This is a genomic window from Pseudomonas sp. TH06, assembly GCF_016651305.1.
Classification (GTDB): Bacteria; Pseudomonadota; Gammaproteobacteria; order Pseudomonadales; family Pseudomonadaceae; genus Aquipseudomonas.
Genome location: NZ_JAEKEC010000003.1, coordinates 280,493 through 292,693, shown reverse-complemented (window position 1 = coordinate 292,693; position 12,201 = coordinate 280,493). Strand labels below are relative to the sequence as shown.

Annotated in this window: 9 protein-coding genes; 7 read left to right on the top strand and 2 right to left on the bottom strand. The window is 60.9% G+C overall.

What is annotated here, in order from left to right; translation table 11 throughout:
• The first annotated feature begins 206 nt into the window (after nucleotides 1–206).
• Together JFT86_RS26140 and JFT86_RS26135 are read left to right on the top strand one after the other, a co-directional pair.
• Nucleotides 207–1,157 carry a GlxA family transcriptional regulator gene (locus JFT86_RS26140; RefSeq protein WP_201239023.1) on the top strand — a complete coding sequence of 317 codons (951 nt, stop codon included), beginning with the start codon at nucleotides 207–209 and terminating at the stop codon, nucleotides 1,155–1,157.
• Nucleotides 1,158–1,247: 90 nt separating this feature from the next.
• Nucleotides 1,248–2,717, top strand: coding sequence for a winged helix-turn-helix domain-containing protein (locus JFT86_RS26135; RefSeq protein ID WP_201239022.1), 1,470 nt, complete (start codon nucleotides 1,248–1,250; stop codon nucleotides 2,715–2,717).
• Here the strand turns inward: JFT86_RS26135 and JFT86_RS26130 are convergent.
• Both JFT86_RS26130 and JFT86_RS26125 read right to left on the bottom strand, forming a co-directional pair.
• Nucleotides 2,682–5,492 carry a winged helix-turn-helix domain-containing protein gene (locus tag JFT86_RS26130; protein WP_201239021.1) on the bottom strand — a complete coding sequence of 937 codons (2,811 nt, stop codon included), beginning with the start codon at nucleotides 5,490–5,492 and terminating at the stop codon, nucleotides 2,682–2,684. The genes JFT86_RS26135 and JFT86_RS26130 overlap by 36 nt on opposite strands.
• Nucleotides 5,493–5,626: 134 nt before the next feature.
• The gene (locus tag JFT86_RS26125; protein ID WP_201239020.1) at nucleotides 5,627–6,058 is read right to left on the bottom strand and encodes an AraC family transcriptional regulator; all 432 of its coding nucleotides are present in this window, start codon (nucleotides 6,056–6,058) and stop codon (nucleotides 5,627–5,629) included.
• Between the two features lie 212 nt (nucleotides 6,059–6,270).
• On the opposite strand from JFT86_RS26125, the gene JFT86_RS26120 reads away from it, so the two are divergent.
• From JFT86_RS26120 to JFT86_RS26100, 5 genes are all read left to right on the top strand, one after another.
• Nucleotides 6,271–7,194: a LysR family transcriptional regulator gene (locus JFT86_RS26120; protein WP_201239019.1), complete on the top strand. Its 924-nt coding sequence runs from the start codon at nucleotides 6,271–6,273 to the stop codon at nucleotides 7,192–7,194.
• A 148-nt stretch (nucleotides 7,195–7,342) separates the two neighbouring features.
• Nucleotides 7,343–9,115, top strand: coding sequence for a hypothetical protein (locus JFT86_RS26115; protein WP_201239018.1), 1,773 nt, complete (start codon nucleotides 7,343–7,345; stop codon nucleotides 9,113–9,115).
• 119 nt (nucleotides 9,116–9,234) lie between these two features.
• Nucleotides 9,235–9,651 (top strand): DoxX family protein, encoded by a 417-nt coding sequence (locus tag JFT86_RS26110; RefSeq protein ID WP_201239017.1) that lies wholly within the window; start codon nucleotides 9,235–9,237, stop codon nucleotides 9,649–9,651.
• Complete coding sequence (locus JFT86_RS26105; RefSeq protein ID WP_201239016.1) at nucleotides 9,644–10,270, top strand: antibiotic biosynthesis monooxygenase; 627 nt, start codon at nucleotides 9,644–9,646, stop codon at nucleotides 10,268–10,270. Before JFT86_RS26110 ends, JFT86_RS26105 begins: the two co-directional genes overlap by 8 nt.
• Nucleotides 10,271–10,302: 32 nt before the next feature.
• Entirely contained in the window at nucleotides 10,303–12,141 is a 1,839-nt protein-coding gene (locus JFT86_RS26100) for an amidohydrolase (RefSeq protein WP_201239015.1), read from the top strand.
• The last annotated feature ends 60 nt before the right edge of the window (nucleotides 12,142–12,201 follow it).

Below are 12,201 nucleotides of genomic sequence, written 5' to 3'. Positions count from 1 at the left end.
CAGGACGTGAATTCGTCCGAGTGAGGAGAAGCTTACTGTTTACCTGCGGATGCAATAAGTAGATGTAAATTGAAAGACTGTCTCGATCAGGTTGACAGTTTTGCGTGACAGTTCACGGATTTTTTTCCGATGGCCAGGCTGCACTTGGCCATAATGCTCAACCTGTCTCATGCGTTTACTTTCTTTGATCTCAGTGATGTCTCCCCATGAAAACCGTGGCAATGGTGTTGTTCCCTGACTTTCTGCTGCTCGACATGGCCGGGCCGATGGAAGTGTTTTCGGTGGCCAATCGTTTCCTCAAAGCAGAATCACATTATCAATTGGTCACCCTCGGCACCGAGCGCGGGAAGCTGCGCGCCTCCAATGGCTTATGGGTGCAGGCTGATCGGCCTGTCGAAGACGACGGTGAACACTATGACTTGCTGTTGATACCCGGAGGCCCCGGTGCCTACAACGAGAAATTCCCGGCGTTGTTCGACTGGTTGCCGGGCGCCGTGCAGCGCGCCGAGCGCTATGGCTCGATCTGTACCGGCGCCTTTGTGCTGGGCCACGCCGGGTTGCTTGATGGCTACCGCGTGACCACGCACTGGAATTACACCGAGCGCCTGATCAAAGGCTTCCCGAAGGCCTCGGTCACCACCGATCAGATCTATGTCGAAGATCGCAATCTGATTACCTCGGGTGGCGTCACCGCCGGCATCGACATGGCGCTGGCCGTGGTCGCCCGTGACCATGGCAAGAAACTCGCGCAGGACGTGGCCAAAGTCTTGCTGGTGGTGATGAAGCGCCAGGGCGGTCAGGCGCAATTCAGCCCGTTGTTGGCCACCGTGGCGCCACAGGACACCCCGATCACCCGGGCGCAGAACTACGTGCTTGAACATCTCGACGAGGCCTACACGGTTGAGCGCATGGCGGCGCTGGCGAACATGAGTACACGGCACTTCGCGCGCTTGTTTGCCCGGGACGTCAACATGACGCCGATGGAGTTTCTGCAAAGTGCGCGTATTGATTGCGCGCGCAATTTGCTCGAAACCAGCGATCTGCCGATGAAAACCGTGGCCTATAAAAGTGGCTTCGGCAGCGTACGGCACATGCGCTCGTTGTTCGCTGAAAAGCTCGGTCTGACGCCTGCGCAGTACCGCGAACAGTTCAGCTAGAGCGGTTGTGTCCGTCTGGTGCACCCGGATGTCCGTGCTGCGCCCCCTGTGCAGGTTGTGCCGTCACCTGAGGCTGCCAAGATAGTTGGCATGAACAACCTCAACGATATGAACTCGGCGGCAGTGCTGCGTTTTGGCCCTTACGCGTTTCATTTGCGCCAGCGGCTGATCCTCGACGGGGATCGGCAGTTACGCATGGGCGGTCGGGCGCTGGACATTCTGCAGATACTGGTCGAACACGCCGGGCGAGTGGTCAGGAAGGAGCAATTGATAGCCCTTGTCTGGCCGACGTCGGTGGTCGAAGAGATCAACCTGCGTGTACACATTGCGGCGTTGCGCCGGGCACTGGGCGATGGTGAAAACGGTCAGCGTTATATCGTCAATGTGCCGCAGTGCGGTTATAGCTTTATCGCCCCGGTGCATTACGACAGCGAGGCGCAATGGGTCTTCGAGCGCTTGCAGGCTCCCCAGCACAATTTGCCCGCGCGACTGACGCCGGTGACCGGTCGTGATTCGCTGGTGGGCGGCATGGTCCGACGCATGCCGCTGTGTCGCCTGATGACCGTCACAGGTCCGCCGGGAGTCGGTAAAACCACTGTGGCCCTGCGCGTGGCGGAGTTGTTGCTGGAACATTTTCGTGAGGGGGGGTGGTGGGTCGATCTGGCGCAGGTCGATGAAGAAACTCCTTTGCTTGAACACCTGCTGCGCGTCTTTGATTGCGATTTCTCCACACTGTGCGTTCGTCATGCGTTGCTCGTTCTGGACAATTGCGAACATCGGCGCGATGCCTGCAAAGCACTGGTTGCAACGCTGTTGGACGCCGCGCCGCGGCTGGCCATTCTCGCCACCAGCCGCGAAGCCCTGCAGGTCACTCTGGAAACCCTGCAGCCCGTGCCACCGCTGGCCATGCCGAAAAATCCGGCGGTCAATTGCATCGCGCAAGCCATGGGCTATTCGGCGGTGCAGTTGTTCGTCAGCCGCGCCCGGTCGCGACAGCATGATTTCGTTCTGCGTGAACAAGACTTGCCAAGCGTGCGCGAGATTTGTCGTCAACTCGATGGTTTGCCGCTGGCGATCGAACTGGCAGCGGCGCAGATCGATGCCCTCGGCCTGGTCGGCTTGCAGGCGCAAATGAATAACGGTTTGCAACTGCTCAGCCACGGCAGGCGCACGGCGGTGCCGCGCCATCAATCCATGCAGGCCGCACTCGACTGGAGCTATCTGCGCTTGAGCGAACAGGAGCAGCGAGCGCTGCAGCGGTTATCGGTATTCAAAATGGCGTTTACCCTGGAGGCGGCGCTGGGCGTGATCAGTTGCACGCAACTGGCCTCGTCAACGCTGGCGGCGGTGATCGATCGCCTGGCCTGCAAGTCGCTGCTGACGGTGGAGCAGGGTGCAGATGGATGCAGATACCGCCTGCTCAATACCACTCGGCGTTACGCCCGTGAGCAACTCGAGCGCAGTGGCGAAGGGATTGATCTTGAGCGTCGACATGCGCGTTACCTCAGCCGTATGCGCCAGGCGTCAGGCGCGCAAGGGGTCGCGCAACTCGTCGAGTAGCTCGCGCACGTTGCGCAAGTCCGGGGTGGCGTAGCCCTCGGTGAAGCGTTGATAGATCGGGGTCAGCAGATCCACGGCTTCGCGACGGCGCGATTGCTGTTGCCAGAGCCGGGCCAGCGAGGTGGCGCTGCGCAGTTCCCAGGCCAAGGCGCCCTGGGACCGGGCGATGGACAGGGCTTGTTGGAGAATGGCTTCTGCTTCCTGAATATGGGTGTTGTCTGGGCGGGCCGAATCCCCAATCAACAATACATTCGCCCGTGCCCGCAAGATCTCCGCCGTGCTCCACCCCGCATCACCCGCCTGCGCGCGCTTGAGCAAATCAGCATCCACAAACCGCTCATCCAGCGTCACCATGATTTCCCGAATCAACCCGCTGCCATCTGCCGACATCGACGTGGCGCTGTCGGCGTCGATCACCTGCGCGTAGTGCCGGGCCCAGGTGTAAAACAGCAGCACCGAGTGCTTCTGCGATTGTTCAAGCAACAGATGCAGGAGCGCCCGTGCGTTCTGCCGGTCACCGTTGTAATGGGCGATCAGGCAACTGGCCAACGCCAGAGTGTAGCAGATGGACGTGCCGTGGTTGATCTGCACGGCGATGTCCAGTGCCTGTCGCGCCGTGCGCCACGCTTGCTCGGGAAACCCTTGCAGCCACAGAACCCGGGCAAGCACGGTCAGCGAGGCGACGCTCTGGTCGTACTGCACGCCAAAACCGTGGGTAAACCGGTTGAGGTGACCGCTGTGGGCCATGCGTTCGATCACCTGCTCGGCATGCGTGCGCGCCTGTGGCTGGTCGCCGGCGTAATGCAGGGCCAGCACCCGCAAGCGGTGGGTGCTCAGCGACAGCAGCGGGTCGCCGTGCAGGCCGAGACGGTCGAATTGCTCGCTTTGCTCCAGCGCCATCCGGTAGTTCCCGCAACTGAGGTTGACCGCCAGGTGTCCGGATATCGCCCGCAATTGCCCGGCGACATCGCCGTGTGCCTGCGCCAGTTGGCGGGCGTCGACGAAAGCCTTGATGGTTTCGGGAGTGCCGCCCCAGGTGTGGTAGCAGGCGCTGCCGAGGGCCAGTTTCAACGCTATTTTCAGCTGTGGGCTGGCTTCATGGGGGCCATCCAGCAGATTCAGTGCCTGACGCACGTAAGCGCCGTATTCCTTGAGCAGCGACAACTCTTGCCATAACGGTGCCGAAGCTGCGGTCAGTTGAATCGCCAGATCCTTCCGCCCGCCATCGTTGAGGCTCCAGTCCAGCGCGGCACGCAAATCTTCCAGACCGCGTGCGTAGCGATCGATCCACAGCGAAGTCGACGTGTTTTCCCAACGGGCCTGTGCCTGATGCATCAGGCTCAGGCAGCTTTCGGCGTGGCGTTGTCGGGTCTCGTCGAGTTCACACGCAAGGTCGAGTTTTTCCAGAGCATAGCGGCGGGTCGTGTCGAGCAGGCGATAGAACACCTCCTCATCACCGACCTCGACACTGAGCAGGGATTTGGCCACCAGTTGCGTGATCGAGGCGAGCACCATGCCCGGGTCGATCTGCTGACCGATGATGACGGCTGCGGCCGACTCCAAGGTAAAACCGCCGCGAAATATGCCGAGTCGGCGCAGGCAGGTCTGCTCACAACGGTCGAGCAGGTTGAAACTCCAGTCCAGCGTGGCGCGCAAGGTGAGATGGCGCTCAGCGCTGTTCTGGTTTCCCACCGCCAGCGGCGGCAAGCGGCCCTGCAACTGGCTCAGCAAGCCATCCAGCCCCAACTCGACGACTTGCGCCGCCGCCAGTTCCAAAGCCAGGGGAATACCGTCCAGACGCTGGCAGATTTCAATCGCCTGGGGCAGTTGGGCGTCGCTTAATTCAAAGCTTTCCTGCGCGGCCAAGGCCCGTTCGACGAACAGTTGCAGCGCTGAAAAACCCAGCGCCTGCGTGCGATCCAGTTCGACCAACAGCGGCGGGCATTCAAGGGATTCCAGACGTTGCACGAATTCGCCTTCGGCCCGCAGGCTCTCGCGGCTGGTGGCGAGAATGTGCACCTTCGGTGCTGCACGCAGAATGCTTTCGCTGAGCATCGCGACGGCATCGATCAGGTGTTCGCAATTGTCGATCACCAGCAGCATCTGCCGTTGGCGCAAGCCTTTGACCAGACACGCCAGCGGATCGCCGTCGAGCAACGACAGGTCGAGCAGGGCGGCGAGGTGCGAGGCAATCAGTCGAGGGTCGTTGAGCGGCGCCAGATCCACCAGCCGGATACCATCGCGGTAGTGCCCGATCAACTGTTCGGCGACACGCAAGGCCACGGTGGTCTTGCCGATGCCGCCGGGGCCGACCAGGGTGATACAGCGCTGGCGTGGCAATTGTGTCATCAGGTGGTCGACCAGCGCCAGGCGCCCGATCATCCGCGTGCGTCGCAGTGGCAGGTTGTGCCGCCCGGCGATACTGCCTGCGGGCCGCTGCTCGATGGATTCCAGCAGAATCGGCGCGACAAAGCTGTAGCCGCGTTGTGCCACCGTAATGATGTAGCGCTGGCCGGCCTGCCCGTCGCCGAGGGCCTTGCGCAGTGCGGCCATGTGCACCCGCAGGTTGATGTCTTCGACGACGCTGTCCGGCCAGACTTCGGCCATCAACTGCTGCTTGCTGACGACTTCGCCGGCATGGGCCAGCAACGTCAGGAGAATGTCCATCGCCCGCCGACTCAGGCGCATCGGCTGATCACCTTCGAGCAGCAGACGTTGCCCCGGATGAATCCGGTAGGGACCAAAACCGAGGGCCTGATTCGGCGGAAGACTCAACAGCTCACTCCTGCGGTGCTGCGGCGGACAGGTCGGAGCAGGGCCGGGCGCACGCGCAGGCCTTCTATTCCGGGATGTCCGGGCATAATCCTCAGGTTTTGGCGTCAGTGCAACGGGTGGCGCAGGCGTTGAGTTCAAAACGCGCTGGACGTTGAGTGGTGGCTTTTGTGTTCACGCATGACTTGGCAGCGCCAGGCAAACGGATTGATGCCTTCGCTGCGGGTGAACATGTGGCAGAAATGCGCCTGATCGCAGAAGCCGCATTCCAGGCTGATTTGCGTCAGGCTCAGGTCGGTGTGCTGAATCAGAAGCTTGGCGCGGGCGATACGTTGGCTGCGGATCCAGTCCTGCGGCGACAGCCCGGTGCTGCACTTGAAGGCCCGGGAAAAGTGGCTGCGCGACAGCGAGCAGGCGCGGGCCAGTTCGCTGACTTCAAGGCTTTCGTCCAGACGGTCGAGGATCAGTTGTTTCACTTGGCGAACGCGTTGCGGGCTGAGGCCACCGATCCCGCTTTTGCGCGGTTCGCTGGCAGGGGCGAGGGCGAGGATAGGTTGCAAATGAGCCATGGCCAATGTCCGTGTCGGTGGGGAAGGCACGGTCGGCGCTTTCCCTCAGATCAAAAAACAACGCTGCGCGGAGGGATTCATTGTTGGAGACGACGCCGTGGCTGACGAGTTAATCGTTGTTAATTTCGCTCTGGTGCGGGGTTTGCCGGCCCGTTGATCGGGTAAAGTGCGTAGCACTTGCGTGTGGCTGGCCATAGAAGGAAATCGAGCCGATGAACCGTAACGATCTGCGTCGCGTCGACATGAACCTGCTGGTGATTTTCGAAGCGTTGATGTTCGAAAAGAACCTGACCCGCGTCGCCGAAAAATTGTTCATGGGCCAACCCGCCGTGAGTGCGGCGCTCGGCCGCCTGCGGGATCTGTTCGATGACCCGTTGCTGCTGCGCAACGGTCGCGGCATGGAACCCACCGCCCGCGCTCTGGCAATTCTCAAGGAACTGCAACCGGCCATGGACGTCATTTCCGGGGCGGTCAGTCGTGCCAAGGAGTTCGAACCGGCGAGCAGTTGCGAGGTGTTCCGCATCGGCCTCTCGGACGATGCCGAGTTCGGCCTGTTTCCGCCGTTGCTGCGCAAGCTTCAACAAGAGGCGCCGGGGATTGTCGTGGTGGTGCGCCGTGCCAATTTCCTGTTGATGCCGGCGCTGCTGGCGTCCGGGGAAATCTCCGTCGGTGTCAGCTACACCACCGATCTGCCCGCCAACGCCAAACGCAAGAAACTGCGCGACATTCCTTGCAAGGTCTTGCGCGGCGATGACCGCCCGGGTCCGCTGACACTGGACGAATACTGCGAACGCCCGCACGCAATGGTGTCGTTCTCCGGCGACTTGAGCGGCAACATCGATCTGGACCTGGCGAAGCTGGGCCGCCAGCGCCGCGTGGTTCTCGGCGTGCCGCAGTTCAGCGGTTTGCGCGCCTTGCTTGCCGGCACGGAAATGATCGCCACCGTCCCGGACTACGCCGCGTGCGCACTGGTTGAAGGCTGTGCGTTGCGTGCGGAAGATCCGCCGTTCCCGATCGAAGCAGCGCAGTTGTCGATGGCCTGGAGCGGGGTGCACGACAACGACCCTGCGGAGAAGTGGTTGCGGTCGCGGATCAGTCAGTTCATGTCGGCGACGCTGGAAATCGAACACAGGTAACGTCTGTGCCATGGCGTCTGGTCAACTGTTGCCGTTCGTCCGGAATACGCCGTCACCTGTAATTTCTGACAGTAGCGCAAGTGACCGATCCGGTGTGTGATGAGCCAATGTCCTCCGGGGCAACGTCAACCACGCACAGGAGCGAATGATGAGCAGCACCTCCGTCAAGATAACCATTGATGACTTGCCCCGACCCTATGTTCTGGAAAGCCCGACTTACACCCTTCTCGATCCAGTGCTGGTCAAGTATTCGCTGACGATCGCCTCGGACGCTGTCCTCGAGTCCACGGACAAAATCAGTGTCAAATGGCAGGGCGCATCGGGCACACCCGCCGAAGGTTCACACGTCACAGGTTTTGTCGAAGTGGGCGACAAGCGCCCGGTGGAACTGCGACTGGCACCTTCATTGGCAGCCATCAATCAAGGCAAGACAGTCACGTTGACCTACGACATCATTCGCGGTAACGCACCTGCGGTGACTTCCCAGCCTTTGATTTTGTACGTGTTGCCAGTGGCACAAGGTGATTTGCCCAGGCCGACTATCGAATCGGCTGAAAAGGAGGGTGAGGGTCTGGATCTGTTCGTGCGGGATCTGCAGCAGTTTATCTTGAGAATCAATGCATGGCCTCTGATCGACCAACGGCAATTTTTCTGGGCCCGGTTTAAGGGGACGAACGCCGATGGTAGCGTGTTTGATCAACAATACTGGAGTGCGCCGGGTAGTCAGGTTGGTATGGATTTTTTCCGCTTCGGCTTTTTCGCACAAGACTTCCCGGCCGGTCCTCTGCAGGGACTGAAGGATCGCAGCGTTTTGACCATTGAGTTCGGCGCATCGCTCGACGGCAGCCTGGTTGAAACCGATGCAACCGACTTTGCGCTTCGCCACTACATTGTCAGGACCGGCGCAACGCCCACTCCGCTCAAACCTGAAATCCGCTCGGTCAGAGACCCTGAGCTACAAGAGATCCCCGATGGGCAAGCTACCCTCGCCACCAGCGTAACGATCAGCGGTACGGCGATGGCGGGCGAGCAATTAGTGGTGTTTGACGGGCCTGACTCCAGAGGAACGGTTCGTGCCGAGGCCGGTATCTGGCAGTTCCCCTTGTCCGGATTGGTTGTCGGTCCGCACACGTTCACAGCCCAGGCCATGTATGGCGATGATGAGGTGTCCGATCCCTGGACCATCACCGTTAACCCGACTGAAGGTCGGCAGCTCTCGATCGAGGAGGCTCCTGATAACGCCAATCTTGATCCACTGCAGGCGACAAGGTCCCTGACGGCCGTGCTGGATTACGACATGCAGCCCAGCGATCTGCTGAGCGTGACAGTAACCGCCGCCGCAGGTACACCCGCTGCGGGGTCTCATACCACCACGCCGGTGGCTGCCGGCACCACGCGCCCGAGAAAAATTACATTGCCGGTACCGCTGGTGGCCTTCAGCATCGGGAAGAATATGGAGGTGGCCTTCACCTATACGCGGGGAATCTCCGAACCGGTGACTTCGTTACCGCTGCCTCTCAACGTGCTGCCCATTGCATTAGAGCAACTCGATGCCCCCGTGATCACTCAAGCCAACGGGTCCGACATTCTGGATCTGAAGGACGTTCAGTCCGGCGGCAACCTGTTGTTTGGTGTCTGGCCGCACATTTCAGCGAACCAGCGTCTCTGGCTTTCTCTGGAAGGGCAGAGAGACACTGGAACGCACAATCTCACAATGTGGGTGGGCACGACTAACATGGTGCATCGTGCCTGGGTTACGAACGGCAGTTACAGCCCCCTTATTTCGGCCAATTATCTGCGGCAGCTGAAAGATGGCAGCAAATTGATCATTCGTTTCAGGGTCAATCTGGATCAGGTTGCGAATGTTAATACTGCGGTGGTTTTTCAAACCCGTGAATACACCATTCGGGCGTTGCCTTGAACCCCACACCTGCCGCTAGCGTCATCGTGTAACCGCCGTCGCAACTGAGCACATCCGTGCAATTTCCCCCCACCCATCATTGGCATGATTCAGGCCAATGACATTTCAAGGGTGGGGTCATGAACGCCATACAAAACGATGAACGGGCGCGCGACGTCGGTTTGCTGTTTCTGCGGGTCAGCGGCGGATTGTTTCTGCTGTGGGTGCACGGCTTGCCGAAGTTGCTCGATTTCACCGTGCAATTGGCGCTGATCGAAGATCCTTTCCACCTCGGCGCCCACCTGACCTTGTGTCTGGCGATCTTCGCCGAAGTCCTCTGTCCGCTACTGATCGTCGCCGGCTTACTGGTGAGATTGGCGTGCTTGCCTATTCTGTTTGTGCTGCTGGTGGCGCTGTTGGTTGTGCATCCGCAATGGAGTGTGGCCGAGGGGCAGTTCGGCTGGTTGCTGTTGATCCTGTTTGCCACTGTGTTTATCGCCGGGCCGGGACGTCTGGCGCTCAATGTCCGTTTGCCCGGAGTGCTGCGTTATGCCTGAAGTCCTGAGTCCAAAAGCACCGGGGTCCGATGAGACCGTGACGCTGATCGTCAAACATCGGGTCAAGGCTGGATTCGAAACCGCCTATGAAGCCTGGCTGCGCAATATTGTGCGGGTGGCGGGGCAGCGCGAAGGGCATCTGGGCGTGGACGTCGTGCGCGGCAAGCTCGCCGGGCTCGATGCTTATACCTGCGTGCTGCGCTTTTGTTCGACCGAGGCGATGCAGTTGTGGCTGGAGTCGCCGCAGCGTCAGGCGCTGGTCGATGAAGCCACGCCGATGCTCGCCGATGGCGATCAGACCGAGGTCGCGCCGATCAACGAATTCTGGTTTGCACCGCTGGCCGATGCCGCTTCGCCGCCGCCGCGCTGGAAACAGGCGGTGATCACCCTGCTGGTGATTCTGCCGCATACCTTGCTGGTGCCGCTGATCTGGGGGCCGCTGCTCAAGCTGCACCCGCTGCTTTCCAACTACGTGGTTGCGACGTTCCTGATCACCCTGACCATCGTGCTGTCGGTGGTGTACGTGTTTATGCCCCGCGTGACCCGTCTGTTCGCGCCGTGGCTGGAAGCCAGTCAGGCGCATACCCACGTCGAACCCACAGAACACCCGTCACGCTGAATCCCATTCATTTTTTTCTCGAAGGAACTGCGATGAGCGCCGATCTGATTCTCTTCAATGGTCAATTTCATACCGTCGACCGCACCAAGCCTCTGGCCAGCGCCGTGGCAATCAAGGACGGCCGCTTCGTGGTCGTCGGCAACGATACCCAGGCCATGGCCCTGCGCGGCCCGGCCTCACAAGTGATCGACATGCACGGTCGCTGCGTTATCCCCGGCCTCAACGACTCGCACTTGCACCTGATCCGTGGCGGTCTGAACTACAACCTCGAACTGCGCTGGGAAGGCGTGCCGTCGCTGGCCGATGCGCTGCGCATGCTCAAGGATCAGGCCGACCGCACGCCGACCCCGCAATGGGTGCGTGTGGTCGGCGGCTGGAACGAATTCCAGTTCGCCGAAAAACGCATGCCGACCCTCGAAGAACTCAACCAGGCTGCACCGGACACCCCGGTGTTCGTCCTACACCTGTACGACCGTGCGCTGCTCAACCGTGCCGCGTTGCGCGTGGCCGGTTACACCCGTGACACGCCGAACCCGCCGGGCGGCGAGATCGTCCGTGACGCCAATGGCAACCCGACCGGCATGCTGGTGGCCAAACCCAACGCGATGATTCTCTATTCGACGCTGGCCAAGGGACCGAAGCTGCCGCTGGAGTATCAGGTCAACTCGACCCGCCAGTTCATGCGCGAACTCAACCGCCTCGGCCTGACCAGTGCGATCGATGCCGGCGGCGGTTTCCAGAACTACCCCGACGATTATCAGGTGATCGAACAACTGGCCAAGGACGACCAGTTGACCGTGCGCATCGCCTACAACCTGTTCACCCAGAAACCCAAGGAAGAGCTGACCGATTTCCAGAACTGGACCGGCAGCGTCAAGTTGCATCAGGGCGACGACTACCTGCGCCACAACGGCGCCGGCGAGATGCTGGTGTTCTCGGCGGCGGATTTCGAAGATTTCCTCGAACCGCGCCCGGACCTGCCGCAAACCATGGAAGCCGAGCTGGAGCCGGTGGTGCGGCACCTCGTCGAGCAGCGCTGGCCGTTCCGTTTGCACGCCACTTACAACGAATCGATCAGCCGCATACTCGACGTGTTCGAGAAGGTCAATCGCGACATTCCGTTCAACGGTCTGCCGTGGTTCTTCGACCACGCTGAAACCATCACTCCGCAGAACATCGAACGGGTGAAAGCACTGGGCGGCGGCATCGCGATTCAGGATCGCATGGCGTTCCAGGGCGAATACTTTGTCGACCGTTACGGCAAGCAGGCCGCCGAAGCGACACCGCCGATCAAACGCATGCTCGCCGAAGGCGTGCCGGTCGGCGCGGGTACCGATGCGACGCGGGTTTCCAGCTACAACCCGTGGACGTCGCTGTACTGGATGGTCAGCGGCCGCACCGTCGGTGGCCTGGCGTTGTACGAAGAAGGTTTGCCGCGCACCACTGCGCTGGAATTGTTCACTCACGGCAGCGCGTGGTTCTCCTCGGAGCAGGGCAAGAAAGGCCAGATCAAGGTCGGGCAACTGGCGGATCTGGCGGCGCTGAGCGCGGATTTCTTCCACGTCGAAGAAGAAGCGATCAAGTGGATCGAGTCAGTGCTGACCGTGGTCGGCGGCAAGATCGTCTACGCCGCCGGCGACTTCGCGGACCTCGGCCCGGCCAGCGTGCCGGTGCTGCCGGACTGGTCGCCAGTGGTGAAAGTCCCGGGCCACTGGCGGCCGAATTCGCCATTGCAGGCGCAGGTTCACCAATGCGTCGGCGCCTGCGCGGTGCACTCGCACAGCCATGAAAAAGCGCGGTTGTCGAACGCGCCGGTCAGTGATTTCGCCGGTTTCTGGGGCGCGTTCGGCTGTTCCTGCTTCGCTTTCTGATTTCCCCAAAAGCGCCGGTCACTCGGCACGGCGCTTGACATCACATCCATCCAACCAGGA

Bases quoted from the DNA above. Each gene is read 5' to 3' on its own strand.
- JFT86_RS26120 (WP_201239019.1), top strand. From the start codon at position 6,271: ATGAACCGTAACGATCTGCGTCGCGTCGACATGAACCTGCTGGTGATT.
- JFT86_RS26135 (WP_201239022.1), top strand. From the start codon at position 1,248: ATGAACAACCTCAACGATATGAACTCGGCGGCAGTGCTGCGTTTTGGC.
- JFT86_RS26110 (WP_201239017.1), top strand. From the start codon at position 9,235: ATGAACGCCATACAAAACGATGAACGGGCGCGCGACGTCGGTTTGCTG.
- JFT86_RS26100 (WP_201239015.1), top strand. From the start codon at position 10,303: ATGAGCGCCGATCTGATTCTCTTCAATGGTCAATTTCATACCGTCGAC.
- JFT86_RS26125 (WP_201239020.1), bottom strand. From the start codon at position 6,058: ATGGCTCATTTGCAACCTATCCTCGCCCTCGCCCCTGCCAGCGAACCG.
- JFT86_RS26105 (WP_201239016.1), top strand. From the start codon at position 9,644: ATGCCTGAAGTCCTGAGTCCAAAAGCACCGGGGTCCGATGAGACCGTG.
- JFT86_RS26115 (WP_201239018.1), top strand. From the start codon at position 7,343: ATGAGCAGCACCTCCGTCAAGATAACCATTGATGACTTGCCCCGACCC.
- JFT86_RS26140 (WP_201239023.1), top strand. From the start codon at position 207: ATGAAAACCGTGGCAATGGTGTTGTTCCCTGACTTTCTGCTGCTCGAC.